At 73.0% G+C, this 26,782-nt stretch carries 21 protein-coding genes, 2 pseudogenes and 1 riboswitch; of the genes and pseudogenes, 11 read left to right on the top strand and 12 right to left on the bottom strand.

The genetic code is table 11. From position 1 onward, the window contains the following. Positions 1–258: 258 nt before the first annotated feature. From ACFVU9_RS26705 to ACFVU9_RS26670, 8 genes are all read left to right on the top strand, one after another. A complete protein-coding gene (locus ACFVU9_RS26705; protein WP_380438519.1) occupies positions 259–753 on the top strand; it encodes a GNAT family N-acetyltransferase in 495 nt (164 codons plus the stop codon). Positions 754–840: 87 nt separating this feature from the next. Continuing rightward, positions 841–1,911, top strand: a complete 1,071-nt coding sequence (locus ACFVU9_RS26700; protein WP_387597517.1) for a DUF2510 domain-containing protein — start codon at positions 841–843, stop codon at positions 1,909–1,911. Between the two features lie 321 nt (positions 1,912–2,232). Continuing rightward, entirely contained in the window at positions 2,233–4,215 is a 1,983-nt protein-coding gene (locus ACFVU9_RS26695; RefSeq protein WP_380438516.1) for a glycosyltransferase family 2 protein, read from the top strand. Beyond that, positions 4,215–5,534 carry a glycoside hydrolase family 26 protein gene (locus ACFVU9_RS26690; protein WP_380438515.1) on the top strand — a complete coding sequence of 440 codons (1,320 nt, stop codon included), beginning with the start codon at positions 4,215–4,217 and terminating at the stop codon, positions 5,532–5,534. Before ACFVU9_RS26695 ends, ACFVU9_RS26690 begins: the two co-directional genes overlap by 1 nt. Positions 5,535–5,596: 62 nt before the next feature. Beyond that, the gene (locus ACFVU9_RS26685) at positions 5,597–6,883 is read left to right on the top strand and encodes a ricin-type beta-trefoil lectin domain protein (RefSeq protein ID WP_380438513.1); all 1,287 of its coding nucleotides are present in this window, start codon (positions 5,597–5,599) and stop codon (positions 6,881–6,883) included. A gap of 65 nt (positions 6,884–6,948) precedes the next feature. Beyond that, a riboswitch (cobalamin riboswitch) is annotated at positions 6,949–7,093 on the top strand. Between the two features lie 165 nt (positions 7,094–7,258). Beyond that, entirely contained in the window at positions 7,259–9,703 is a 2,445-nt protein-coding gene (locus ACFVU9_RS26680; RefSeq protein WP_380438511.1) for a ribonucleoside-diphosphate reductase subunit alpha, read from the top strand. A gap of 23 nt (positions 9,704–9,726) precedes the next feature. Further along, positions 9,727–10,722 carry a ribonucleotide-diphosphate reductase subunit beta gene (locus ACFVU9_RS26675; protein ID WP_380438601.1) on the top strand — a complete coding sequence of 332 codons (996 nt, stop codon included), beginning with the start codon at positions 9,727–9,729 and terminating at the stop codon, positions 10,720–10,722. A gap of 226 nt (positions 10,723–10,948) precedes the next feature. After that, complete coding sequence (locus ACFVU9_RS26670) at positions 10,949–11,833, top strand: prohibitin family protein (RefSeq protein WP_387597512.1); 885 nt, start codon at positions 10,949–10,951, stop codon at positions 11,831–11,833. 92 nt (positions 11,834–11,925) lie between these two features. Here the strand turns inward: ACFVU9_RS26670 and ACFVU9_RS26665 are convergent, their stop codons facing one another. The 4 genes and pseudogenes from ACFVU9_RS26665 to ACFVU9_RS26650 all read right to left on the bottom strand — a co-directional run bounded on the left by ACFVU9_RS26665 (position 11,926) and on the right by ACFVU9_RS26650 (position 15,391). Beyond that, on the bottom strand, positions 11,926–12,780 hold the full coding sequence (locus ACFVU9_RS26665; protein WP_387597509.1) for a hypothetical protein: 855 nt from the start codon (positions 12,778–12,780) through the stop codon (positions 11,926–11,928). Between the two features lie 264 nt (positions 12,781–13,044). Further along, entirely contained in the window at positions 13,045–13,515 is a 471-nt protein-coding gene (locus tag ACFVU9_RS26660; protein WP_380505145.1) for a cupin domain-containing protein, read from the bottom strand. A gap of 69 nt (positions 13,516–13,584) precedes the next feature. Next, positions 13,585–14,652: pseudogene (locus ACFVU9_RS26655) on the bottom strand (serine hydrolase domain-containing protein); the annotation flags it as partial. A 76-nt stretch (positions 14,653–14,728) separates the two neighbouring features. After that, complete coding sequence (locus ACFVU9_RS26650; protein WP_380438505.1) at positions 14,729–15,391, bottom strand: DUF4097 family beta strand repeat-containing protein; 663 nt, start codon at positions 15,389–15,391, stop codon at positions 14,729–14,731. Positions 15,392–15,653: 262 nt separating this feature from the next. On the opposite strand from ACFVU9_RS26650, the gene ACFVU9_RS26645 reads away from it, so the two are divergent. Next, positions 15,654–16,391 carry a helix-turn-helix domain-containing protein gene (locus ACFVU9_RS26645; RefSeq protein WP_387597507.1) on the top strand — a complete coding sequence of 246 codons (738 nt, stop codon included), beginning with the start codon at positions 15,654–15,656 and terminating at the stop codon, positions 16,389–16,391. 57 nt (positions 16,392–16,448) lie between these two features. On the opposite strand, the gene def is transcribed toward ACFVU9_RS26645, so the two are convergent. The 8 genes and pseudogenes from def to ACFVU9_RS26605 form a co-directional block, all read right to left on the bottom strand. Then, the gene (gene def / locus ACFVU9_RS26640) at positions 16,449–17,102 is read right to left on the bottom strand and encodes a peptide deformylase (RefSeq protein ID WP_380438501.1); all 654 of its coding nucleotides are present in this window, start codon (positions 17,100–17,102) and stop codon (positions 16,449–16,451) included. A gap of 27 nt (positions 17,103–17,129) precedes the next feature. Beyond that, positions 17,130–18,122 (bottom strand): tetratricopeptide repeat protein, encoded by a 993-nt coding sequence (locus tag ACFVU9_RS26635; RefSeq protein WP_387597505.1) that lies wholly within the window; start codon positions 18,120–18,122, stop codon positions 17,130–17,132. Between the two features lie 326 nt (positions 18,123–18,448). After that, positions 18,449–19,819, bottom strand: coding sequence for an HD-GYP domain-containing protein (locus tag ACFVU9_RS26630; RefSeq protein WP_380438497.1), 1,371 nt, complete (start codon positions 19,817–19,819; stop codon positions 18,449–18,451). Then, a complete protein-coding gene (locus ACFVU9_RS26625) occupies positions 19,816–21,255 on the bottom strand; it encodes an HD-GYP domain-containing protein (RefSeq protein ID WP_380438495.1) in 1,440 nt (479 codons plus the stop codon). The genes ACFVU9_RS26630 and ACFVU9_RS26625 overlap by 4 nt, the downstream gene beginning before the upstream one ends. 320 nt (positions 21,256–21,575) lie before the next feature. Further along, on the bottom strand, positions 21,576–21,980 hold the full coding sequence (rsrA, locus tag ACFVU9_RS26620; protein ID WP_380438493.1) for a mycothiol system anti-sigma-R factor: 405 nt from the start codon (positions 21,978–21,980) through the stop codon (positions 21,576–21,578). Next, positions 21,977–22,720 (bottom strand): sigma-70 family RNA polymerase sigma factor, encoded by a 744-nt coding sequence (locus ACFVU9_RS26615; protein ID WP_308130030.1) that lies wholly within the window; start codon positions 22,718–22,720, stop codon positions 21,977–21,979. The genes rsrA and ACFVU9_RS26615 overlap by 4 nt, the downstream gene beginning before the upstream one ends. A gap of 309 nt (positions 22,721–23,029) precedes the next feature. Beyond that, positions 23,030–23,669, bottom strand: a pseudogene (locus ACFVU9_RS26610) (alpha/beta family hydrolase). An 88-nt stretch (positions 23,670–23,757) separates the two neighbouring features. Further along, positions 23,758–24,510 (bottom strand): SOS response-associated peptidase, encoded by a 753-nt coding sequence (locus ACFVU9_RS26605; RefSeq protein ID WP_387597500.1) that lies wholly within the window; start codon positions 24,508–24,510, stop codon positions 23,758–23,760. A 137-nt stretch (positions 24,511–24,647) separates the two neighbouring features. On the opposite strand from ACFVU9_RS26605, the gene ACFVU9_RS26600 reads away from it, so the two are divergent. Together ACFVU9_RS26600 and aroA are read left to right on the top strand one after the other, a co-directional pair. Next, positions 24,648–25,382: a M50 family metallopeptidase gene (locus ACFVU9_RS26600; protein ID WP_380438486.1), complete on the top strand. Its 735-nt coding sequence runs from the start codon at positions 24,648–24,650 to the stop codon at positions 25,380–25,382. Positions 25,383–25,448: 66 nt separating this feature from the next. Next, entirely contained in the window at positions 25,449–26,780 is a 1,332-nt protein-coding gene (aroA, locus tag ACFVU9_RS26595) for a 3-phosphoshikimate 1-carboxyvinyltransferase (protein WP_380438484.1), read from the top strand. The last annotated feature ends 2 nt before the right edge of the window (positions 26,781–26,782 follow it).

Below are 26,782 nucleotides of genomic sequence, written 5' to 3'. Positions count from 1 at the left end.
CGCAATCGCCCTGGCCGGCGCCGTCGGCGGGTTCGGCCTGCTCGGCACCCTGATCGGCCGCGAGGTCTCCCGCGGCGCCGCCGCCGGCCGCGACAACTGGCACCGCGCCGGCGGCTACCCGGCCGGCCCGGAACGCCTCGACCGCCTGTACGGCACCATGCCCGCCGCTTCGCTGCGCCCGTCGGCGGACCCGGTCGTCCTACCGGTCCGCGCGACCCCCGGGATCAGGACCGCGCACGGCTCCGGCACACTTTCCACATGGACATCGTCATCCGCCCGGCCCGCGAGGAGGACCTCGCCGACGCCGGCCGCATCACCGTCGAGGCGTTCGTCGGCGACGGCCACACCGCGCCCGACAGCAGCTACGTCGAGCTCCTGCGCGACGCCGGCCGCCGCGCCCGGGAGGCCGAGCTGCTCGTCGCGGTCGACGTGGCCGGCGGAGGGGTCCTCGGCTGCGTGACCTTCGCGGTCGGCGGCACCGAGTGGGCCGACATCGCCGTCCCGGGCGAGGGCGAGATCCGGATGCTCGCCACCGCGGCGGCCGCCCGCGGGCGGGGTGTCGGCGAGGCCCTGGTGCGCGCCGCCCTGGCCCGCACCCGCGAACTCGGACTGGCCGGGATGGCGTTCTCCACCCAGCCGCGGATGACGGCCGCCCACCGCATATACGAGCGGGTCGGGTTCCGGCGCGCACCCGAGCGCGACTGGGCGCCCTTCCCGGGCATGGACCTGATGGTGTACGCGATGGCCTTCTGACGGCGTTCCGGCAGCGTGCGCGGCCGGTGGCCGAAGGCCGGTGACTTGAAATGACCATCCGATAGGGACACTGCTAGGATCCGCCGCATGACGACGGGGAGTGCGCCTAGCGGCTGGTATGACGACCCTTCCGGCCAGCCCAACACGCTGCGCTGGTGGGACGGTTCCACCTGGACCGACAAGATTCAGGCCAAGCCCGGAGGCGCCCCGGGCGCCCCCGCGGACGCGGCGGCCCCGACGGCCGTCTCACCGGCGCCGGGCCCGGCCGCAGCGCCGCCCACCCCGACCATGCCGTCCCTGCCGACCCAGACCGCCACGTCGGGCCCGCAGTCCGGACCGGCCGCCCGGCCCGCGCCGGCCCCGCAGCCCGTCCAGCCGCAGGTCCAGCAGCCCGCGCCGCAGCCGATCCCGACCTCGGTGGTCTTCGAGACCGTCGACCCGAAGCGCGGCAAGAACCGGATCCTGCTGGCCGTCGGCGCCGTGGTGCTGTCCCTGGCGATGGCCGGCGCCGGCTACGTCGTCGGGCACAAGACCGGCGGCTCCCCGAAGGCCTCGGCGAGCACCGCGCCCGCGGCCGCCGGCGACCCCAAGAGCCCGAACGGCTTCATGGGCACCGCGCTGACCGGCGGCCAGCCGCTCGCGGGCGGACGTCAGGTGACCGGCCAGGACGGCAAGATGAACTTCATGGTGCCGCAGGACTGGCAGGTCCAGAACGACGCCAAGACCCCGACCGACGTCCGGTACGCGGTCAACCCGTACGCCTGCGTCGGCCACGGCAACGGCGCCTGCACGCGCGGCATCGTCGTCCAGAACCTCCGGGTGTTCAACGGCGGCTGGTCCGACCCCAAGTCCCTCGTGCTCGGCATGGGCCAGCTGCTCTACAACACCCGCTACGGCTCGGACGCGCCCAGCCCGCCGGAGCCGGTGAAGCAGTCGGCCGTCAAGATCCAGGGCCTGGACGGCTACCTCGCCCTGTGGCACGTGCCGATGTCCAGCGGCTCCTCGACCCCGGACAGCTACTGCGGCGTCCTGGAGGTCACCCCGGCGGCCGGCGCGACCACCGTCCCGGTGCTGCAGATCTGCCTGGACCAGGCGGCGGAGGCCCCGCCGCTGACGGTCATGGACCAGATCGCGAACTCCGTCAAGATCACGCCCTGACCGGTGAAACTCCCCGCAGGCCCCGCCCCTCCCGGCGGGGCCTGCGGCGTTTCGCGGCGCGGCGACAGCCGGACCCCGGCTGTGGCCGGCCCACCGCTGCCCGTATGCTGACCGCTTGAACGACAATCCGACCCCAGGTATAACGTGTCGGTCCCGCCGAACCGTTCAGCAACGGGCGGGTGACCACGGCCCACGGGCGTCGACAAGGCAGGAAACCAACGGCTCCGGTGCGACGGGGCGTTGTATGGGGGAATACCGGTGGACTCCACCAACGAACATGCGGCGAACCGGACCGGCCGGGGACGAGGACGCCACGGACGCGTGCTTCCCCGGGCCCGCCACGAACGCCGGCTCGTGCGCCGCGACGTGCGCAACAGCGCCGCCCAGCGCGCCTACATAGCCGGCGCCGACGCGACCGGCCCGCTGTCCCCGGGCGAGGACGGCGCCGCCGTGCGCTACCGCTCGGTGTCCTCCCGCGGCGTCAAGTTCGTGATGACCGTCCTGGTCACGGTCAACGCGCTGGCCGGCCTCGCCTTCGTCGGCTGGCTGCTGCTGCCCGAGCACATCCCCGGCTCCGGCGTGGGCTGGTCCCCGGACTGGCGGATCAACCTCGCGCGCATCTGCTTCTGCGCCGTCATCACCGTCGAGGTGATCCGGCTCGTCCAGAACCTCGCCGTCTGGGTCTTCGCCTTCCGCGCCAAGGACCCCCTGCCGGTCACCCCGCCGCCCGGCCTCAAGGTCGCCGTGCTCACCACGATCGTGCCCTCCAAGGAGCCGATCGAGATCGTCGAGCGCACCCTCGAAGCGATGCTGCGCATCGAGTACGACGGCCAGGTCGACGTCTGGATCCTCGACGAGGGCGACGACGACCGGGTCAAGGAGATGGCCGCCCGCCTCGGCGTGCACCACTTCAGCCGCAAGGGCCGCCCCGAGTACAACCAAGCCGAGGGCGAGTTCCGGGCCAAGACCAAATCCGGCAACCACAACTCCTGGCGCGCCGAGCACGAGCACGGCTACGACGTCGTGGCCCAGATGGACCCCGACCACGTCCCGCTGCCCTGCTTCCTGGAGCGCACCCTCGGCTACTTCCGCGACCCCGACACCGCGTTCGTCGTCGCCCCGCAGGTCTACGGGAACATGTACGACAACTGGGTCGCCCACGGCGCCTCCGTGCAGCAGTACCTGTTCTCCGGCCTGGTCGAGCGCGGCGGCAACGGCATGGACGCGCCGCTGCTGATCGGCACCAACCACCTGTACCGGCCCACCGCGTGGCAGCAGATCGGCGGCTACCAGGACTCGATCATCGAGGACCACCTGACCAGCATGCGGATCCAGGCCACCGTCAACCCGGCCACCGACCGCCGCTGGAAGGGCGTCTACACCCCCGACGTCCTCGCCGTCGGCGAGGGGCCGACCTCCTGGACCGACTACTTCAACCAGCAGAAGCGCTGGGCCTACGGCATCTGGGAGATCCTGCTCAAGAGCCGCCTGCGCTCGGGCCTCAAGCTGCGGCTGCGCCAGCGCGTGCTCTACGGGCTCGTCCAGTTCTACTACCCGAGCGTCGCGGTCAACACCGTCCTCGGCAGCCTCGCCACCTCCGTCTACCTGGCCCTCGGCGTCACCTCCATCCACCTCAACAGCACCCACTGGATGGCCCTGTGGGGTGCCAGCATGGGCAGCTGGTTCGTGCTGTGGCTGTGGCTGCGCCGGTTCAACCTGGCCGCGCACGAGCGGCGCGAGATCGGCATGGCCGGCATGGGCCTGGCCCTGTTCGCCGGCCCGGTGTACGTCGCCGCGGCGCTCGCCGCGCTGCTGCGCCGGCCGCTCGCGTACGCCGTCACCGCCAAGGGCGACCTGCGCAGCGCCGAGTCGCTCTCGACGTTCCGGCTGCACCTGCTGTGGGCGGCGGTCGCGGGCGGGCTGCTCGGGGCGAGCTTCACGCTCCACCACGACATCTGGATCCTGCGGTTCTGGGCGGTCGTCAGCCTGTTCACCGGGGTCGCGCCGCCGGTGATCTCCTTCGTCAGCGGCCGCCGCGACGCCCGCGCCCAGCGCGCCGCCGAGGCCAAGGCCGCCGACGCAGCCGAAGCCGCCGAGGCCGTCGCGGCCGTCGAGGTCCCGGAAGCCATCGCCGTCCCCGCGGCCCCCGCAGCGCCCGAAAGCGAGGAGTCGCCCGCCGCCCGGCCGGTGCCGACGCAGCGCCGCCGGCCCGCGCGCGCCGAAGAGGCCGACACCGCCGAGGAGTTCGAGGAGCTGCTGGAGCCTGCGCGGGCCGGCGGCCGCCGTGAGCAGGAGGGCCGCTGATGCTGCGGATCACCGTCCCCCGGATCGCCGCCCTGGTCGCCCTGGCCCTGATGGTCGGCTACACCTTCGTGCTCGCGCCCCGGCTGTCGCGGGGCCACGACCAGGACCCGTACGGCTTCGCCGGCGCCGCCCCGACCGCGATGCCGACCTGGCTCACCAGCGCCCTGGCCGCGCCCCCGACCGCCACCCCCGCGACGGCCTCCCCCGGCGCGAGCGCCGTCCCGGCCCCGACGCCCGCCCCGGCGCCGCAGTTCCCGCCGGCCGGCGAGGCGTTCACCGGCATCATGACCAAGACCGGCCCGTACGACCTCTCCCCGCTCGACGAGTTCACCTCCGCCGTCAAGCACCAGCCGAACGTCCTGGAGTTCTCGGTCGGCTGGTGGGACCGCAAGTTCGACCGCCGGGTCTTCGACACCGTCGCCCAGCGCGGCATCATGCCGATGGTCGCCTGGGAGCCGTGGGACTACCGCAAGGAGGCCAAGGAGGACAAGCTCCGCGGCGAACAGCCGGAGTACGCCCTCTCCAACATCATCGACGGCAGGTTCGACGACTACATCAAGACCTGGGCCGAGGGCGTCAAGGGCCTCGGCTACCCCGTCGCGCTGCGCTTCGCCCACGAGATGAACGGCTACTGGTACCCGTGGGCCGAGCAGTCCAACGGGAACAAGAAGGGCCAGTACGTCGAGGCCTGGAAGCACGTCCACGACATCTTCAAGCAGGTCGGCGCGACCAAGGTCACCTGGGTGTGGAGCCCCAACGTCGACTACGAGAACGCCACCAGCCTCAACACGCTCTACCCCGGCGACGACTACGTCGACTGGATCGGCCTGTCCGGCTACTACGGCACCACCGGCGTCGAGAAGTACAAGTCCTTCGACCAGATCTTCCAGCCGACGATCAAGGAGCTCCGGGGCTTCACCCAGAAGCCCGTCGTGATCACCGAGACCGGCGCCACCGACACCTCCGGGCTCAAGGCGCAGTGGATCGGCGAGATGTTCGCGCAGCTCCCCCAGCACCCCGACATCATCGGCGTGATCTGGTACGAGGCGCGCAAGGAGGTCGACTGGCGGGTCGCCGCGTCCGACGCGGCCGCGCAGGCGTACGCCGCCGGGGTCTCCGCGCCCCGCTACAACACGCCGTGGACCGTGCACTCGGTGCCGGCCCTGACCGCCGCGCCGCCGCCACCGCCGCCCGCGCCCTCGCCCGACCCCTCCCCGTCGCCCTCGGCCTCCCCGTCGGCCGGCAAACCGAGCCCGCCGGCCCGGAAGCCGACCGGCACGGCCACCCGGCCGCGGTCGAGCTCCACCCCCGCAGGGTGAGCGCGCCCCAGGTCCGGCCGACGGACCGCACGACCACGCAGCAGCAGGGAGGCGAGCACCCCATGACCAACCCCGCCATACCCGGCGCCGGACCCGCCGGCCGGCGCCCGTGGTGGGCGCTCGCACCGGCCGCCGTCCTCGCGCTGGTCCTGTGCGCCCTGCTGCTCCCCCGGGACCAGAAGGATCCCGCCGGACCGGTCAAGGCCGCCCCCGTGGTCACCCCGCTGCCCGCCGCGACCGCCGGCGAGCTGTGCTCCACCGCGCAGAACCGTTACCCCTCGCAGACCGTGGACTCCGGCCGCTACCTGATCAACCCCAACGAGTGGAACGCCACCGGGGGCCTGTGCATCAGCAGCACCGACGGCGCCACCGGCTTCAAGGTCACCCGCAGCGGCGTCGGCCCGGCCAGCCTGACCGACCCGCTGCGCGGCCCCGGCGCGTACCCGCACATCAGCACCCAGTTCCAGCCGGGCACCGGGCCGCTGCCGATCCCCGTCAACAACCTGCGCTACGCGACCAGCAGCTGGCACACCACCCAGGTCGACTCGGGCGTCTACAACGCCTCGTACGACATCTGGTACAGCAACAGCCGCACCAGCTGCTCGTTCACCGAGAGCGCCGAGCTGATGATCTGGCTGCGCGGCAACGGCAAGACCCCCTTCGGCGACGAGGCCGGCGAGCTCAAGGCCGGCGGCACCTCCTACCGCGTGTTCCAGGCGCCGAAGACGGGCAGCCACACCCTGATCACCTACGAGATGGCCACCAGCACGGCCTCCGTCACCGACCTGGACCTGCGGGCCTTCACCCGCGACGCCGTCCAGCGCGGCTACGTCCCGGCCGGCTCCTACCTGTGCGCCGTCCAGGCCGGCTTCGAGATCTGGGACGGCGGCGCCGGGCTCGGCAGCGACTCGTTCTCCTTCCAGGCCGCCGCCGGGCAGCCCAGCGGCGCGATCACCTCGGCCCTGCCGGGCCTGTGCCTGGACAGCCGGGTCGGCGGCGACCCGGCGGCGGTCGGCGCGGGCACCTGCGACGGCTCCCCGGCCCAGACCTGGACGATGGCGGACGACGGCTCGATCGGCCAGTCCGGCCGCTGCGTCGAGGACCCCGCGATCGGCTTCCCCGTCCTCACCGCGTGCACCGCGCGGCCCGACCAGCGCTGGCGGGTGACCCCGACGGGACAGCTCGCGAACCAGGACTCGGGGCGCTGCATCGACAACCCGGCGAACCCGGCGGCCCCCTCGGGGACCTCTCCGGGCGCTTCTCCGGGAACGGCCGCGAGCGGCGCGACGCAGGTGCGGATGCGCCCGTGCGACACCCGCACGAGCCAGGAATGGCACCCCCCGGCCTGAGCAGTTTATCGCACGCGGGCTCGAACAACTGTGCCGCGCGACACTACATGTGGGGCTGCATCGGATTCCCGGCACTAGATGTATGCTCATCCCTGCTGTCGACGCAGGGGAACCCGGTGCGAGTCCGGGACTGCCCCGCAGCGGTGTGCGGGCGGCTCAACAGAGCCTCTCCCGCGAGTCCGAGTACCTGCCGACGGCGTGCAGAGGCCCTCCCGCAGAGGCCGGCAGCACACGCAGTACGTTCCGAGCCTCGCGGGCGGGCCGGGGATGACACCGTCGTGCGACGCACCCTTGCGTGCCCGCGCGCGTGCGCCCCTGCCCCGAACGGCCCGGTACTCCGATCACCGCCGCCGATCGCCGCCAGGAGAGAGCGCCTTGACCATCGCTGCCTCAGCCACCCTGCCCACCCAGGGCACCGGCTCCGCCCCCGCCGACCCGACGGTCTCCGACCCCGGCGGCGCGCTCCTGCGACTCCTCACCGACCGCAGCGCCGATCTCCCCCAGGTGGACCCCGGCCACGTCGCCGCCGCCGCGCTGCGCGGGCGCCACGCCGGCTCGGACTTCGCCGAGCTGCGCGGGCTGGCCGTGGACGCCGCCGCGTCGATGATCGCCGAGGACCCCCAGTACTCGAAGCTGGCCGCCCGCCTGCTCGCCCTGGAGATCGTCGACGAGGCCGTCGGCCAGGGCGCCGTCTCCTTCGCCGCCTCCGTCGCCGTCGGCCACGCCGAGGGCCTCATCGGCGACACCACCGCCGCGTTCGTCGCCAAGCACGCCACCGCCCTCGACGCGCTGATCGACCCCCAGGGCGACGACCGCTTCGAGTACTTCGGCCTGCGCACCGTGCAGTCCCGCTACCTGCTGCGCCACCCGATCACCCGCAAGGTCGTCGAGACCCCGCAGCACTTCCTGCTCCGCGTCGCCTGCGGCCTGGCGGTCGGCGACAGCGAGCAGTCGGTGCGCGAGGTCGCCGAGCTGTACGGCCTGATGAGCCGTCTGGAGTACCTGACCTCCTCGCCGACGCTCTTCAACTCCGGCACCCGCCACCCGCAGATGTCGAGCTGCTACCTGCTCGACTCGCCGCTGGACAACCTCGACTCGATCTACAACCGCTACGCGCAGATCGCCCGGCTGTCCAAGCACGCCGGCGGCATCGGCCTGTCCTACTCGCGCATCCGCTCGCGCGGCAGCCTGATCCGCGGCACCAACGGCAAGTCCAACGGCATCGTCCCGTTCCTGCGCACCCTCGACTCCTCGGTCGCCGCGGTCAACCAGGGCGGCCGCCGCAAGGGCGCGGCCTGCGTCTACCTGGAGACCTGGCACGCCGACATCGAGGAGTTCCTGGAGCTGCGCGACAACACCGGTGAGGAGGCGCGCCGCACCCACAACCTGAACCTGGCGCACTGGATCCCGGACGAGTTCATGCGCCGCGTGAACGCCAACGCCGACTGGTCGCTGTTCTCCCCCGCCGACGTGCCCGAGCTCGTCGACCTGTGGGGCGAGGAGTTCGACGAGGCCTACCGCAAGGCCGAGCAGGCCGGCAAGGCCGTGCGCACCATCCCCGCGCAGACCCTCTACGCCCGCATGATGCGCACCCTCGCGCAGACCGGCAACGGCTGGATGACCTTCAAGGACGCCTCCAACCGCGCCGCCAACCAGACCGCGCTGCCGGGCCGCACGGTGCACTCCTCCAACCTGTGCACCGAGATCCTGGAGGTCACGGACGACTCCGAGACCGCCGTGTGCAACCTCGGCTCGGTCAACCTCGGCGCCCACGTGGCCGACGGGGCCTGCGTCGAGGACCTGGCCGACGCCATGGACTGGGAGCGCCTGGACGCCACCGTCCGCACGGCCGTGACCTTCCTCGACCGCGTGGTGGACATCAACTTCTACCCGACGGTCGAGGCCGGCGCCTCCAACTCCCGCTGGCGGCCGGTCGGCCTCGGCGTGATGGGCCTGCAGGACGTCTTCTTCAAGCTGCGGATCGACTTCGACTCGGCCGAGGCCGCGCAGCTGTCCACGCTCATCGCCGAGCGCATCATGCTCACCGCCTACGAGCGCTCCGCCGACCTGGCCGAGCAGCTGGGCCGCCACGAGGCGTACGGCGAGACCCGCGCCGCCCGCGGCGAGCTGCACATCGATCACTTCCCGTCGGCCGCCCCGCAGTGGGCCGACCGCTGGGAGGCGCTGCGCGCCCGCATCGCCGTCACGGGCCTGCGCAACTCGCTGCTGCTGGCCATCGCGCCGACCGCGACGATCGCCTCGATCGCCGGCGTGTACGAGTGCATCGAGCCGCAGGTGTCCAACCTGTTCAAGCGCGAGACGCTCTCCGGCGAGTTCCTCCAGGTCAACCCGTACCTGGTGCGCGAGCTCAAGGAGCTCGGCGTCTGGGACCAGCAGACCCGGGACGCGCTGCGCGACTCCAACGGCTCGGTCCAGGACTTCAACTGGCTGCCGGCCGAGGTCCGTTCGCTCTACCGGACGGCCTGGGAGCTGCCGCAGCGCGCGCTGATCGACCTGGCCGCGGCCCGCATGCCGTACATCGACCAGAGCCAGTCGCTCAACCTGTTCATGGCCGCGCCGACCATCGGCAAGCTCAGCTCGATGTACGCGTACGCGTGGAAGGTCGGTCTGAAGACCACCTACTACCTGCGCTCGCGCCCGGCGACCCGCATCGCCCAGGCCGCGCCGGGTGCCGCCCGCGCCGCCGCGCCGGTGCCCGCCAACACGATCCCGGTGGGCACGCCGACCCTCACCCCGGAGCAGGAAGCCGCCCTCGCCTGCTCCCTGGAGAACCCCGAGTCCTGCGAGGCCTGCCAGTGAGCACCACCGAGAACGACCGCAAGATGCTGCTCGACCCCGGCTTCGAGCTGACGCTGCGCCCGATGCGCTACCCGTCGTTCTACGACCGGTACCGGGACGCGATCAAGAACACCTGGACCGTCGAGGAGGTGGACCTGCACTCCGACGTCGCCGACCTGGCGAAGCTCAGCGAGGGCGAGCGCCACCTGATCGGCCGGCTCGTGGCGTTCTTCGCGACCGGCGACTCGATCGTCGCGAACAACGTGGTGCTGAGCCTCTACAAGCACATCAACTCCCCGGAGGCGCGCCTGTACCTGTCGCGCCAGCTGTTCGAGGAGGCCGTGCACGTCCAGTTCTACCTGACGCTGCTCGACACCTACCTGCCCGACCCCGAGGACCGCAACGCCGCCTTCGCCGCGGTGGAGAACATCCCCTCCATCCACCAGAAGGCCCAGTTCTGCTTCAAGTACATGAACGCGGTCGACCACATCGACTCGCTGCAGACCAAGGAGGACCGCCGCGCGTTCCTCCTGAACCTGATCTGCTTCGCGGCCTGCGTCGAGGGCCTGTTCTTCTACGGCGCCTTCGCGTACGTGTACTGGTTCCGCTCGCGCGGCCTGCTGCACGGCCTGGCTACCGGCACCAACTGGGTGTTCCGCGACGAGTCCATGCACATGGACTTCGCGATGTCGGTGGTGGACACCGTCCGCGAGGAGGAGCCCGACCTCTTCGACGACGAGATGGCCAAGCAGGTCACGGAGATGCTGGAGGAGGCCGTCGAGGCCGAGCTCCAGTTCGCCCAGGACCTGTGCGGTGACGGTCTCGTCGGGATGAACACGGACTCGATGCGGCAGTACCTGGAAGCCGTCGCCGACCAGCGCCTGGCCCGCCTCGGCATGCCGATCCGCTACGGCTCGACGAACCCGTTCGGCTTCATGGAGCTGCAGAACGTCCAGGAGCTGACCAACTTCTTCGAGCGCCGGGTCTCCGCCTACCAGGTCGCCGTCGAGGGCTCCGTCTCCTTCGACGACGAGTTCTAGGCCTTCGGATACGACAGTGGTGCCCCGCACGGCCAAGCCCGTGCGGGGCACCACTGTTTGACCCCCTCGCTCCTCGCGAGGCCCCGCCGGAGAAGAGTCACCGCCGTCATCGAACCAACGTGCGGCATCGATCGTATGAACAGCATCTGAAGCGACTTCAGGACGTCGACGGGCCTCCTAGGCTGCGGCCGTCCGTCTTGATCACTCCAGCCCGGGGGACCCCACCATGCTCATCCTGTCCCTGCTGTTCCTGGCCGTCGGCACCGGCCTGCTCATACTGCGGTGGCGCAGGATCGGCTCCTGGCCGGTCACCCTCGGCGGCGTCCTCGCCGGGGCGCTCGGGCTGCTCCTGGGGCTCACGACCTTCGTGCACGTGGTCGGGCCGACGGACGTCGCGGTGCCCACCAGCCTCGGCAAGGTCGGCCGCACCTGGCAGCCCGGGCTCCACTTCAAGTCGCCGCTGACCGACGTGACGACCTTCTCGACCCGCCCCTCCGATCTCAACCTGACCGGTGACTCCACCGTCGAGGTCCACTCCTCCGAGGGCGGGGTGCTGTACGCCGACATCACGGTGAAGTGGTCGATCGACCCCGAGCACACCGTCGAGCTGTTCAAGCTGGCCGGCAGCGCCGACGCCGTCCAGCAGCGGCTGGTCTACCCGGACAGCCGGGAGATCGTGCGCAACGTCTTCGCCCGCCACACCAGCGTCGAGGGCTACAGCTCGCAGCGGGAGGCGATCAGCGCCGAGATCGACAAGCTGATCACCGACCGGCTCGCCCCGCGCGGCATCCTCGTCAACGGCGTCAACCTGCGCAACGTCCGGCCGAACGACGCCCTGCAGAAGGCGATCGACCAGAAGATCCAGCAGGACCAGGCCACCGCCCAGGCACAGGCCGCCGTGCTCACGGCCAAGGCCGAGGCCGAGAAGCGCAGGATCGAGGCCGACAGCACCGCCGCCGCCAACGCCGCGATCGCCAACTCGCTCACCGACAAGATCCTGCTGAGCCAGTGCATCGAGGCCTTCAAGGCCGCCGCCGAGAAGAACCCCGTCTACGCCAGCCCCTGCGGCACCAACGGCACGCCGGTCATCGTGGACGGCACCAAGCGCTGAGCCCGGACCACAAGGCGAACGCCTCCGCCCGGCGGGCTCACGCACGACGGCGCAGGAAGTCGGTGTCGCCGACTTCCTGCGCGCGGGGCTCGTCAGCCGTGGTCTTCCCACTCCGCTTCGCAGAACCGGGCCTCGCTGATCACGGTGTCCCCGGCTCGGGTGGCCCGGAGGTACATGCCCAGCCCGTCCAGTTCCAGGTCTTCGCCGCAGCCGACGACCACGTCGATCCCGCGGTCTTCGAGGTGCCGGACCAGGGCCGCCTCAAGAGTGGAGACCGTCCTGCCGATCAGCCGGATGCCCTCGAACTCGACCTGCGGCCCGGTGCGGCCGAGCACGGTCACGGCGGCCAGCGTGGGGACGCCCTTCAGGTACGAGTAGTGGGTGGCCACACCGGCCTCCTCGAACCGCTCCCCGTCCAGGCGCCACTCGCCGGCCCCGATCTTCGGCGCGCGATGCTGTCCCCGGCGGGTCGTCGGCTCCTCGCCGTGCAGTGCGGCCGCCACCTGGTCCGGACGCATCCCGAACCGAAGCGGGCCGACCGCCACCAGCGGCGTCCAGTCCCAGCGGGGCCGGTCCTCCTCCGCCGCCACCGGCCAGGCCCCGGGGTTCTTCTCCCAGCCGCGGACATCGCGCCACCGGATGACCGGCTCGGTCCCGTACGGATCGTCGGCCGGCCCGGGGCCGACCAGCAGGGCCTCGGTGAGCATCGCGTCCTTCTGCTCCCGCGCGGCGCCCATCGACAGCCCCCAGGCCGCCACCTCGGGATCCCCGCTCCAGTTCACCTTCACCGATTCGCCATCTCGGCGGGCGAGTTCATGAACATCCGCACGCACCTCGGACGGCACCCGGGCGATCAGCCCGACGTCCCCCAGCCGCACCAGCGGTCCGGTCAGCGCGTCCACCGCCACGGCGGCCAAGCGCTCGTCCACCCCGTAGATCGCGGTCACGCCCACGTCTCGGTACCGCTGCCAGGACAGCCTGCCCGCCCAGCTCCGCGAAGCGGAGACGGCCGCCCCGCCCAGAACCGTCCGGACCTCGCCGGGACTCATCCCGAACAGCAGCGGCCCGACCCCCACCAGCGGTCGGAGCACCCACCGCGCCCGTTCCCCGTCGGGCTTCCTGCTCCACCACATCTCCGGCACCCCTCCACGACCGTTCCGAGCGATCTCGCCGGTCACCCTAGGGGAACCGTCCGACGAACCGATCCGCGATCAGGCCGATGCGTCCAGGGCCGCGCGCCAGACCGGGCTGTCGACGTAGTGGTTGTCGAACCGCTCCGCCGACTCGGCGATCTCCTTCGGGTCGGCCTCGCCGCGCATGACCCGGCCCAGCAGGCGCAGGTAGTCGAACCGGCCCATGCCGGGGGTGAAGACGAACAGGACGTCCGCCTCGCAGCCGGGCGCCGCGGCGAAGGCGTGCGGGGTGTGCGGCGGCACGGCCAGGAAGTCACCGGCGTCGAGCACCGTGATCTCCTCGCCCACCAGCACCCTGAGGGAGCCGCTGATGACGAAGAACAGCTCGGTCGCCTTGGTGTGGACGTGCGCGGGAGCCCCGACGGCGCCTTCCGCGAACGTGGAACGGTAACTGGTGAAGCCGTCGGCCGTCCCGTCCGAGTCGGCGAACAGCCTCATCACGGAACTCGGATCGGCACAGGTCTCGGCGTCGGCGTGACGGGTCAGCACCGGCTCGAACGGCGCGGCCGGCGCGGCAGGTTCGTGAGCCGCCTCGGCCGCCTCGGCCTGCCCACTGCCGAACACCTCCTTGACGAGCCGCTGCTGCGCCTTCTGGAACGCCTCGGCCGTGGCGACGAAGTCGAGTTCGGCGTCCCCGCAGGTGAGAGAGGCGGTCAGAGTCCTGCTGCCGTCGGGCGAGCTGTACATCAGCGCGCCCCAGCCCCAGAAGCCGCCGTTGTGGTGGAAGACGGTCCCGCCGTCCGTCTCCTCCACGAACAGCCCCAGGCCGTAGCCGAGTTTGGGGTGCGGCGTGCGCATCTCGGCGAGCAGGGGGGCCGGCAGGAGCTTGCCGCCCATCAGCGCGGAGAAGAAGGTGTGGAGGTCCTCGGTGGTCGAGATCATGTCGCCGGCGGCGGAGATCCAGGAGACGTCGAAGCGGGTGACGTCGACGACCTTCCACTGGCCGGCGTCCTCGTACCGGTAGTAGCCGTGGGCGTGCGGCTCGGGGATCTCCGGCGAGGCGTCCGGCACCAGGGTGCCGGACAGGCCGAGCGGCTCCAGGATCAGCCGCCGCATCTCCTCGGCGAAGGGGCGGCCGGTGACGTGCTCGACGAGCAGCCTGGCCAGGACGTAGTTGGTGTTGGAGTAGCTCCAGTCCGTTCCCGGCTCGAACCGGGCCGGCTTGGACAGCGCCAGCCGGACCAACTCCTCGGGCTGGTAGGTGTGGAACTGGTTGTCCACGTACTCCTGGCCCTGCCAGGGGATGCCCGGCGCGACCGTCCCGTCCTCGTAGTACTCGCCGGTGTAGTTGAACAGCCCGCTGGTGTGCTGCAGGAGCATGCGCACCGTGATCCGCCGGTCCAGCCCGAACCGGGGCAGGTGGTCGTCCACCGGGCTGTCCAGCCCGAACCTGCCTTCGGCCACCAGTTGCAGCACCAAGGTCGCGGTGAAGGTCTTGGTGGTGCTGCCGATCCGGAACCGCCCGTCGACCGGCGGCTTCTCGCTCTCGCCCAGCTCGCGTACTCCCGCGCTGCCGACCCATTCGCCGCGGTCGTCGTTCACGCGCAGCTGCATGCCTGCGAAGCCGGTAGCAACGATCTCCTCGATGGTCTTCTGCAGCTCGGGGCCGGTGAGGGAGAGGGACATGGTGTGCTCCTTGTAGGACGTGTGGGTGGGTGTTGCCGGGTCAGGTGGTGCGGGGTGCCGTTCCGCAGGGCGCGGGTCAGAGGCTGCGCGCGGTGATGTCGCCGTAGGAGGTGGTGGCGCGGATGTCGAGACCGGCGGTGCCGTCGTTCTTGAGGGCGTTGCTGATGCGGCCGTGGCCGGTGCCGGCGTCCAGGGCGGCCGACACGCCCGCGGCGGCGTCGACCGTGATGTCGCCGGACTGGGTGCCGAGGCGGACGGTGCCGCCCGTGGCCTCCGCGATCCGGATGTCGCCCCGCGCGGTGCTGATCTCCGCGGGCCCGCCCAGCCGGCCGACCTCGACATCGCCGTCGACCGCGATGAGCCGCAGGCTCGCGGCCTCGTCCAGCTTGATCCGGCGGTAGGCGCCCTCGAAGGAGACGTCGCCGAGGCGGCCGACGGTCCGGAGTTCGGCGGCGGCGGCCTTGGCCTCGACGCGGGAACCGGCGGGCAGCTTGACGGTCACGTCGACGGATCCGGAGGGACCGACGTACTGGGACTTCACCGGGTTCTCGATCCGCAGGACCCCGTCGGCGTACGCGACCGTGGTCTGCTCCGCCGCCTTCACGTCGCGGCCCTTCGCGGCGTTCGCGGGCAGGATCTCGACCGCGGTGTCGGCCCGGTCCGCGGCGATGAACAGGACGCGTCCCCCGGGGATGTCCAGGACGGCGCAGATCGGGGCGGCGGTGTCGAACGTGTGCATCGTGCTCTCCCTGGTGTGTGGGGCCTACTGCTTTCCGAACGCTGGAAACACTACGTTGCTTTCCATATTTCGACAACGAAATCTTTGCCTTGGAGTAGCATTTACTCAGGTCAGAGTGGGGAAATCATTGCAACGCCCTCGCGATTAACGCAACGCCAGAAGAGTCACGCGTTGCAATGCACTGAAGGTGAACGCTATGGTGACAGCGTCAGGGAACGCCGAGCAGCGCCCGGGGAGCACCCGCGGCACGAAAGGGGTCGTGATGCCGGGAGGCAGGCTCACCCAGCAGGAGCGCCAGCAGATCGCGGTCGGGCTGGCCGACGACCTCGCCTACGCCGAGATCGCCCGCCGTCTCGACCGTCCGACCTCCACGATCACGCGTGAGGTGATGCGCAACGGCGGCGCCGCCGGCTACCGCGCCGACCTGGCCCAGCGCGCCACCCAGCAGCGCACCCGCTCGCGCGGACAGGCCGCGGTCCAGGTGCCGCAGGCGGCCCCACAGCCCTACGGACGCGACGCCGGGGCCGTGCGCGACTACGAGGAGGCCCTCACCACCGTCTTCGCGACCTCGGGCCTGCCCAGGATGATGGCCCGGGTGCTCGGCTGCCTCTACACCACCGACACCGGCAGCATGACCGCCGCCGAACTCGCCCGGCACCTCCAGGTCAGCCCGGCGTCCGTCTCCAAGGCGATCACGTTCCTCGAAGGACTGGAGCTCGTCCGCAGGGAACGCGACCAGCGCCGCCGCGAGCGCTACGTCGTCGACGCGGACCTCTGGTACCGGTCGATGATCCGCAGCGCCCGGTCCAACGACCGGTTCATCGAGACCGCGCGCCAGGGCGTCGGCGTCCTCGGCCGCGGCACCCCGGCCGCCGCCCGCCTCGAAAACGCGGCCCGCTTCCTCGACTTCGTCAGCGAAGGGCTCCTCCGCGCCGCCGAGCAGGGCCGCGAGGTCCTCCACACCGGACCCGGGCCGGCCCTGGACGGCACCGCCCCGTGAGAAACACCGCTGCCCCGCACGGAAGGTCCGTGCGGGGCAGCGGTGTTGGAGGGGTGCTTACGCGTTCGGCACGGTCGCGTAGCGCGCGGTGCCCTCGGCCATCTGGCGCAGGGCGTCCTTGCGGTCCCGCTTCGACAGCCTGTCGATGTAGAGGAACCCGTACAGGTGGTCCGTCTCGTGCTGCAGGCAGCGGGCGAAGAAGCCGGTGCCCTCGACGCGGATCGGGTTGCCGTCCTTGTCGACGCCGGTCACCGTGGCGAAGTCCGGGCGCGGCAGCTCGGCGTACGCGGTCGGCACCGACAGGCAGCCCTCGTTGCCGTCGTCCAGCACGCGCTTGCGGTCGGCCGGGTACTCCTCCAGCACCGGGTTGATCACGTGGCCGATGTGGCGCACGCCCTCGTCGTCCGGGCAGTCGTAGACGAAGACCTTCAGGTCCACGCCGATCTGGTTGGCCGCGAGGCCCACGCCCTCGGCCGCGTACATCGACTGGAACATGTCGTCGATCAGGGCCGCCAGCTCGCCGTCGAACGCGGTCACGTCCTTGACCTCGCGGTGCAGGACCGGGTTGCCGACCACGGTGATCGGACGCGCGGTGCCCTTGGTGAGGTCGGGCTCCTCGCCGATCACCTTGACGGGTGCCTCGGGCGCGGCCCCCTCCACGTCGTGCTCGTGCTCGTGGTCGTGCTGCTCCGCCATGTCTTCCGCTTCCATAGGTCTACGCGTACCTCACCAGGGTACTCAGCAGACCTCTTCGAGATCCCGGTAAGCCCGGCTTCCGGGGGCCGCCGCGACCCAGCGGTCCAGCAGCGCGCGCACCAGGTGCGCGGGGGCGGCGATCCCGCACTCGCGCTCCACCAGCCACGACATCCCGGCGGCGCCGCCCTGGCTCAGGTGGCTCAGGTGGCCGGGGTGCGACGCGTCGCCGTCGTCGTGCGGGTCGTGGTGGGCGGTGTGGCCGTCGTCCGAGGCCATCCGGCTCTCCGAGCAGGCCCGGCACAGCAGCCGCACCGAGGACGTCCAGTCCTCCGCGGCGTAGCCCGCGTCCGCGACCATCCGCTCCAGCGCGTCCCGGTCGCCCGCCGTGGCCGCCTGGAGCAGCACGACGTAGGTCGGCACCGGGGACGGCGCCCACAGCTCGATCTCGTCGAACACCGGGTAGGCGATCCCGTCCGTGACCCGCTCGCCGTGCGGGGCGCCGTCGTGCAGCACCACCTCGCCCCAGCGGCGGCCGGAGGACGGCAGCGGGATGGACAGCACCTCGATGCGGGCCGGGTCCAGCCGCCGGCCCCACACCACCTCGGACTCGCCGTCCGGGGACAGCCGCACCGGCGTCGTCCCGAGGTCCAGGGCGACCGGGCCGTCCTGCTGCGCGCCCGGGCCGCCGGGCAGCTTCAGCCCGTACGCCTGCCAGGCGCGGCGGGCCAGCGGCCAGTCCTGGAGGGCGGTCGCGGTGATGCCGAGGTTCCACCAGTCGGGGGCGCCCTGTTCGCGGTCCAGCAGGGCGACGGCCCGCAGGCCGGCCGAACGGGCCTGCTCCCAGTCCCGGCGGAACTTGTGCAGCAGGGCGAGGTTGAACCAGGAGTCGGAGAGCCACGGCTCCAGGTCGGCGGCCATCACGAGCAGCGCGCCGGCGTCCTCGTAGCGGCCGTCGCCGATCAGCGTGAAGGCCCGGTCGGTCGTCTGCCGCCAGGTGGCGGACGGCCGGTGCCGTGCCCGGTGGAAGATCCTCACGTTCGTCCCTGCCGTCGTCGTCCGCTCAAGTCCCGTACCGCCGCTCCCGCGCCCCGAGTTCGTGAAAACGATGGCGCGATTTCCGGGATGCGGGCCCGGTGCCCCGGGTCGGTGTTCCACGCTACGACCGCATCCAACCACGCCCGCCCCCGGGCGCGCTCCCCACCGCCGGGGTCGGGGACGCCCCTACCCAGCCTGCCCGCCCCGCCGCCGCACCTCAACCCCGGGGCGCGGAGCCCGCACCGGGGCCGCGCTCCGCTTCCGGCCGCCCCCGCCGTACCGGGGGTGCGCCGGGTGTCCGCCCCCCGGCCGCGGGCGGCGGGCGGTCAGGCCCTGGCCTGGCCCCCGACCCTGGCCAGGGCGTCGACGACCCGGGCGTCGTACACCCGTCCGCGGCCCAGGCGCAGGACCTCCAGCGCCTCCAGGTGCCCGACCGCCTCGCCGACGCCGCGCCCCCGGGCGGCCGTCAGCAGGTCGTCGTGGGCGTTGGCCACCCGGATGATGCGGGCCGCGAGCGGCACCGAGCCGTCGCCGCCGGCCGGTCCCGGGTAGGGGTCGGCCAGCCGGGCTACCTGCTCGGCCACCTGCCGGGGCACGCCGGTGCGGCTGATCACCTCGCTGCCGAGGCGGGCGATGCGCTGCTGCTCGGCGCAGGGCAGCAGGGCGGTGGCGCCGTCGGGCACCGGCTCGACCAGCGACAGCTGGCCGACGTCGTGCATCAGCGCCGCGTACTCCAGCAGGGCGAGTTCGCGGGTGCCGAGCCCCAGGTCGCGGCCGAGAGCGCAGGCCGTGTCGGCGACCCGCCGGGCGTGCCCGTGCGGGGTGTAGCCGGCCACCTCGGTGGCGCGGGCCAGGCTGGCGATGGTCTGCCCGGTGGTGGCCCGGACGGCCGCGGCGCGACGGAACGACACCTGGGCGAGCAGCAGCGGGGCGCAGAACAGCGGCAGCGCCCACAGCCCGACCTCGCCGGCCGCCAGGCTGACCAGCATCCCGGTGGCGACGATCGCCGAGCCGATGCCGAACAGCGCGTGCAGCTCGTCCTCCAGCGCGGCCGAGAACCGCAGCCCGGTCCTCGGGCCGGCCTTCGGGCCCGGGCCGCGGGTCCAGTCGCGGCGCAGCAGGGCCGCGAGGGTGGCGTCGCAGAGGGCGGCGAGCGCGGCGACGGCGGTCAGGAACACACCGTAGGCGGGGCCGTCGGGCGAGAAGCGGTCGACCAGGCCGCTGTTGTAGAGCGGCTGGAAGACGGCGGCGGCGAACCCGACGCCGAGCAGCCGGCGGGCGGCGCTGTCGCGCCGGACGGGGTCGGCCCAGGGTGGCCGCCGGTGCGGGCGCCCGGGGTGGGGCAGGGCGAGCCCGGGCAGCCAGGCGAGCAGCAGGCCGACGCCGGTGACGGCGACCACCTGCAGCGTGCCGTGCGCGGTCGGCAGCCCGCGCAGCGGCCCGAGCAGCGCGTACGCCAGCGCGCCGGCCGCGCCGATGGGCGCCTGCTCGCGATCGCCCGGAAGGGTGATCCGGACGCACTCGCCGAGCGCGATCAGCCCGGTGAAGGCGAGCGCGACCCGGGGCTGCTCGACCCCGCGCGCCGCGACCGCCACGAGCGCGGCGGCCAGCAGCCCGGCCGCCGCCACCCGCACCGTGTGCGCCGCCCACCGGCCGTCCCGCGGCCGGGCCCGCTCCCGTGGGCGCGGCCCGCTCACGGCTGCCCGGCCGAGGGGACGCTCCCGCCCCGGGCGGGCACCCGGCCCGGGGCGGCCCGGACGGGCTCCGGCACGCCGAGCGGGATGTCCGGGACGGCCCGCAGGCACTCCCCGGTCGGGGCGGGCAGCACCGGCTGCCAGTCGTGGACGGCGAGCGCGCCGATCAGCGCGCGGACCATCACCGGGTCGAACTGGCTGCCCGAGCACCGTTCCAGCTCGGCGACGGCCTCGGCCACCGGCCGCCCGCGGCGGTAGGAGCGGGTGGAGGTCATCGAGTCGAACGCGTCGGCGACCGAGATGATCCGGGCGAACTCGGGGATCTGCTCGCCGGCCAGCCCGCTGGGGTAGCCGCGCCCGTCCATCCGCTCGTGGTGGTGCAGGATCCCGGCGTGCGCCTCGCCGAGGAAGGCGATGCCGCGCACCAGCTCGTACCCGTACACCGGGTGGACCTCGACGGCCCGGCGCTCGGCGTCGGTGAGGGGACCGTTTCTGCGGAGCAGCTCGGTGGCCACGCCGAGCTTGCCGACGTCGTGCAGGATCGCGGCGAAGCGCAGGGTGCGCAGCCGCTCGGCCTCCATGCCGAGCTGACCGGCGATCAGGACGGCGGCCCGGCCCACCCGCTCGCTGTGCCCGCGGGTGTAGGCGTCCTTGATCTCGACGGCCTGCACGAGCGCCTGGACGGTCGCCTGGTGGGCGTCGCGCTCGCGGTGCCCCTGGGCGAACACCCACGCCGAGATCGACAGCGGCAGCAGCGCGAGCAGCGCCGCGAACGCGCCGTACGGGCCCTGCCACAGGACGGCGACCATGAGCCCGCCGGCGGCGTGGACCAGGACCGGCAGCCCGCACACCGTGCACGCCCCGCGCAGCAGGACGTCGGCCCGGCTCCCCTCGCTGAGCATCAGCATGACGCCCACCAGGACGCCGTTGACCAGGCAGAACGCGACGAGGGCGGCGAGGCCGGGCAGCAGGGCGGCCGGGAAGCGGGAGCCGAGGAGCAGTTGCGGGCCGCGCAGCAGGTGGAAGGCGACGGCGCCGGCGAAGGCGCTCAGCGCGAGCTGGGAGCCGTTCCACAGCTGCCGCTGCCGGTAGTGGCGCCCGCCCGGGCCGCCGAGCAGCGCCGCCGGCACGGCGACGAACGCGGCGGCGGCCGGCGGGAGCATCAGCACGCCGGCGAACAGCACCGGGAAGAACGCGTTCACCCCGGGCCGCACGGGCGCCCGCTCGGCCGGCACCGGGCGGCGCAGCAGCCGGCGCACCAGCCGCTGGCAGGGGGTGGGCAGGCCCTGGGCGAGCGACTCCCAGCAGCCGTGGAGGAAGCCGAGCAGCCCGACCTTGGGCCAGTCGACCGGGGAGCCGAGCCAGCGCGGCACCCCGGGCAGGGCCACGGTGGGCAGCAGCGGCAGCAGGCAGCAGAGCGCCGCCACCGGAACGGCCACGAGGTAGCGCGTCGCGCCCTCCGGCAGGGCCGCCCCTCCACTGTCGCTAGCGATCTCGACCTCCCTGCCGTCCTGGCCCGCTCTCCGCGCTCAGCGCGCCGGGCGGACCGGCGGTGAGTGTCCGTCAGGAGGATAGGCCGCGCATCGGGCGCGGGGACGCATGATCGCGCAATGCCGCAGTTGGCACACCGCCAACTCACTCGAACGAGTGAGGGGCGCATGCAAGCAGAACGGGAGCGGCCCCGGGAGCACACGCTCCCGGGGCCGCTGAACTCCGTGTCCGGACCGTCCGGCCCGCCCTCGCCGGCGGGCCCGGCCGGTTACTCCGCCTGGGCGCCGGCCTCGACCGGCGCACCGGGGCGCACGCCCGGCTGCGGCGCGTCGCCCACCTCGGGGACCGGCCGCGCCGTCTCCGCGTGGATCTCGACCGTGGCCTCGACGGCCACCACGACCTGCTCGCCCGAGCGCTGCCCGGCGCGGATCGAGTCGATCCTGGCCAGCACCTTGCTGCGCAGGTCGGCCGGGGTGTCGTCGCAGCCGCAGGAACGCTTGATCAGCGCCTTGATCGCCTGCTCCAGGCCGTACTGGCGCAGGCACGGCGAGCACTCCTCGAAGTGCACGCGCAGCTTGGCGCAGTCGCCCTCGGCCATCTCGTTGTCGAGGAATTCGTAGAGGTGGTCGAGGACCTCGCCACACTCGGTGTCGTGCGGATCGCCGCAGCTCATGAGCCCGAGCCCTTCGCTTCCTGCCCTGCCCCGCTGCCGGCCGGGACGAGCCCGCGCTCACGGGCGTAGTCCTCCAGCATGCCGCGCAGCTGACGACGGCCGCGGTGCAGCCGGGACATCACCGTACCGATGGGAGTACCCATGATGTCCGCGATCTCCTTGTACGCAAAGCCTTCGACGTCCGCGAGGTACACGGCGATCCGGAATTCCTCCGGGATGGCCTGGAGGGCGTCCTTCACGTCGCTGTCGGGGAGGTGGTCCAGGGCCTGGGTCTCGGCCGAGCGCAGCCCCGTCGACATGTGCGACTCGGCGCGCGCCAGCTGCCAGTCCTCGATCTCCTCGGCGGCGGTGCGCTGGGGCTCCCGCTGCTTCTTGCGGTACGAGTTGATGAAGGTGTTGGTGAGGATGCGGTACAGCCAGGCCTTGAGGTTCGTGCCCTCGCGGAACTGGTGGAAGGACGCGTACGCCTTGGCGAACGCCTCCTGGAGCAGGTCCTCCGCGTCCGCCGGGTTGCGCGTCATGCGCAGCGCGGCCGAGTACATCGGATCCAGGTAGCCCAGGGCGTCGCGCTCGAAGCGCTCCCGCCGGGCCTCCTCGGTCTCCTCGGCCGACACCCGGAAGGTGTCCTCACCGATCGCCTCGGCCAGTTCCTCACCGGTGAGCGCCTCGCCCTCGGGCCGGCCCTCATCCGGGCCACGGCCGGGTTCGGCCTCGTGCTCGGTCCCGACGACCGGACCCACCTCCTCGGCATGGCGCGCACGGCCCACGGCGGGCCGCCCCGAAATGGAGGATATCGGGCTGACGGGCTTCTCGCCCGCGACTATCCAGTCGGACCAGGCGGGAGCGAACGCCGTGGCGGCCTCTCGCTCCTCCGGCCGCTCCGGGCACGCGATCGAACCCATCTGCCCTGCCTCTCACCCGTTAATCTGCTGACGAGGGTGTCAACCACAGGGCCCCCGCCCGCATTCCCGGCCCCGCGCGGCTTTCACCCGCACGGGTGAGCGAACGGTGCGCCCGGGGAAAACCGCAGCTCACCGCCGGTCCCGCGCTCACAGCAGCCCGAGCACCCAGTCCCCGACCGCCCCGCAGATCAGCTCCAGCACCTCGTCCTGCCCCACCGGGGCCCGCTTCGGCACCTCGAAGCCGTGGGCTGCCGTACGGCACCTCCACCAGCGCGTGGCCCCGCGGCAGCTCCGGGAACTCGGCCGGCCCGCCGAACGGGTCCGCCGCGCTCTGCACCACCAGCGTCGGCAGCCCCGACTCCAGCAGCTCCTGCGCCCGGCTCTTCTCCGGCTTGCCCGGCGGGTGCAGCGGGAACGCCAGCGCCACCACGCCCACCGCCCCGCTCGCCGCGCCCGTGCGGCACGCCACCCGCGCCCCGGCGCTGCGCCCGCCGACCACCAGCGGCAGGCCCTGCCCGGCCAGCCGCTCGGCCACCGGCCGCCAGCCGAGGTCCAGCGTCCGCGGCGCCGGGCCGAGCTTCTTCCCGGCCACCCGCCACGGCTGCTCCACCAGCGCCACGGTGATCCCGCGCGGCGGCAGCGCCGCGGCCAGCGCGACGAGGTCCCGCGCGCCGGTCCCGCCGCCCGCGCCGTGCCCGAGGGCCAGCAGCGCCTTCGGGGCTGCCGCCCGGTGGTAGGTGATCCGGGCGTCCCCGGCCTCGGTGGGGACGAGTTCGGTGGTCGTCAACGGTGGCTCCCTCTCGGAACGGCACGGATCCGCAACTCGGTTGGTCAGAACAGCGCGGACGGTCGGGACGAACGGCCGGCACGGACGGTCAGAACAGCGTGGTCTCGTACTCGACCTCGGTCCACGGTTCCTTGAGCTCCGGGCCGTTGTTGCGGATGCTGCCCACCGCCGGCGACACCGGGGTGGCCCGCAGCGCGCCGGGCGGCGGGGGTATCAGCAGCCGGCGCAGCCCGTCCGGGTCGCTCTGCCCCGGGTCCAGCCACTCGTCGAACGAGGACGGGTCGAGGAACAGCGGCATCCGCTCGTGGATCGGCGCGAGCAGCGGCTCCGCGTCCGTCGTCACGATCGTGAACGTCACCAGCCAGGCCGCCGGGTGCCCGGCCGGCACCGCCCGGTCGCGCCAGAACTCGTACAGCCCGGCCAGCGCCAGCGGGGCGCCGTCCGTCCGGGAGACGAAGAACGGCTTCTTGCGCGGCTTGCCGCGCTCGGCGGGCACCGTCTGCCACTCGTAGTAGCCGTCCACCGGCAGGATGCACCGCCGGGAGGCGAACGCCTGCCGGTAGGAGGGCTTCTCGTGCACGGTGTCCGACCTGGCGTTGATCATCTTCACCGCCGTCTCGGCCGAGTTCGACCACTGCGGCACCAGGCCCCAGCGCAGCACCCGCAGCTGGCGCACCGCGCCCGGCCGCTCCTTCGACATCCGCTCCAGCACCACGAACGCGCTGTTCGTCGGCGCCACGTTCCAGTTCGGCGCGAGGGTCTCCTCCGGATCCCACTGCTCGACCCCGAAGAGGTCGAGGAGGTCCTCGGGCTTGCTGCTGGAGGCGAAGCGACCGCACATGCGGGCCACTCTGCCACGGCCCCGGGTCTCACCACTTCTTCATCCCGAACAGCGAACCACCGCCTCCCGCCCTCCCGTCCCCGCATGGGAGGCTGCTCCGAACGGCCCAGCACAGCGAACGGAGGCGAGACCCCGCCATGACCCCCAGCCCGACGACCGGACACGACCTCGGCGACCTGTGGGACCGGGTGACCGGCACCCAGGCCGCCCCGCCCGGCTGGCTGGTCCTCGCCACCGGCGCGCTCGCCCTGCTCGCCGTCCTCGCCCGCCCGCTGTGGCACGTCACCCGCAACGCGGTGACCATCGCCCACGAGGGCGGCCACGGCCTCGCCGCCCTCGCCACCGGCCGCAAGCTCGCCGGGATCCGGCTGCACTCCGACACCTCCGGCCTCACCCTCTCCTACGGCCGCCCCACCGGCCCCGGCATGGTCCTCACCGCCGCCGCCGGCTACACCGCCCCCGCCCTGCTCGGCCTCGGCTGCGCCGCCCTGCTCGCCGCCGACCGCATCACGCTGCTGCTGTGGCTGGCGATCGTGCTGCTCCTCGCCCTGCTGGTGCGCATCCGCAACGCCTACGGCCTGTTCACCGTCCTCGTCGCCGGCGCCGCCTTCTTCCTCGTCTCCTGGTTCGGCAGCGCCCAGGTCCAGGCCGGCTTCGCCTACCTCGGCTGCTGGTTCCTCCTGTTCGGCGCCGTCCGCCCGGTCCTGGAGCTCCAGCACCAGCGCCGCACCGGCTGGGCCCGCGACTCCGACGCCGACCAGCTCGCCCGCCTCACCCACGTCCCGGGCCTCGCCTGGGTCACCGTCTTCCTGCTGGTCGCCCTCGCCTCGCTCGCCCTCGGCGCGAGCTGGCTGCTCCAGCCCTTGCACTGAACCCCCACAGTCCCGGCATGCGGCCGCAGCGGGGGCCGTTCCGGTACGGCCCCTAAACTGGCCCCCATGACCGAGACCCTGTGGCCCGCCCCCGTCGCGACCACCCCCGTTGACGCCACCGTCACCATCCCCGGCTCCAAGTCGGTCACCAACCGGGCCCTGGTGCTGGCGGCACTGGCCGACGAGCCCGGCTGGGTCCGCCGCCCGCTGCGCAGCCGCGACTCCCAGCTGATGGCCGACGGCCTGCGCGCCCTCGGCGTCGGCATCGAGGAGAAGGTCAACAACGACTCCGGCGGCACCGGCGGCGGCGAGGCGTGGCGCGTCATCCCCGCCCCCGCCCTGCTCGGCCCGGCGTCCATCGACGTCGGCAACGCCGGCACCGTCATGCGCTTCCTGCCGCCGCTCGCCGTCCTCGCCGACGGCCCGGTCCACTTCGACGGCGACCCGCGCAGCTACGAGCGCCCCCAGCACGGCGTGATCAACGCCCTGCGCGCCCTCGGCGCCCGCATCGACGACGAGGGCCGCGGCGCCTTCCCGCTCACCGTGCACGGCACCGGCGCCCTCGACGGCGGCCCGGTCGAGCTCGACGCCTCCTCGTCCTCCCAGTTCGTCTCCGCCCTGCTCCTGTCCGGCGCCCGCTACAACCACGGCGTCGAGGTCCGGCACGTCGGCGGCCCCGTCCCGTCGCTGCCCCACATCCGGATGACGGTCGAGATGCTGCGCCTGGCCGGCGCCCAGGTCGACGCCCCCGAGGACGGCGGCGAGAAGGACGTCTGGCGGGTCACCCCCGGCGCCCTGATCGGCCGCGACCTGGTCGTCGAGCCCGACCTGTCCAACGCCGCGCCGTTCTTCGCCGCCGCGCTCGTCACCGGCGGCCGGGTCACCGTCCGCGACTGGCCCAAGCACACCACCCAGCCCGGCGACCAGCTGCGCGAGATCTACTCCCGGATGGGCGGCGCCTGCGAGTTCACCGACGAGGGCCTGCAGTTCACCGGCACCGGCCGCATCCACGGCATCGAGGCCGACCTGCACGACGTCGGCGAGCTCACCCCGGTGATCGCCGCCGTCGCCGCGCTCGCCGACTCCGAGTCCCACCTGTACGGCATCGCCCACCTGCGCCTGCACGAGACCGACCGGCTCGCCGCGCTCGCCAAGGAGATCAACGACCTCGGCGGCGACGTCACCGAGACCGAGGACGGCCTGCGCATCCGCCCCCGCCCGCTGCACGGCGGCGTCTTCCACACCTACGAGGACCACCGCCTGGCCACCGCCGCCGCCGTCATCGGCCTGGCCGTGCCCGGCGTCGAGGTCGAGAACGTGGCCACCACCGCCAAGACCCTGCCCGACTTCCCGAACATGTGGGCGGACCTGCTCGGCGAAGCGGCGGCGGACGCCTGAGC

This window comes from Kitasatospora sp. NPDC057936, from assembly GCF_042887525.1.
Lineage (GTDB): Bacteria > Actinomycetota > Actinomycetes > Streptomycetales > Streptomycetaceae > Kitasatospora.
Note: the sequence above shows the minus strand (reverse complement) of the source record. Positions and strands in the feature narration are given on the sequence as shown.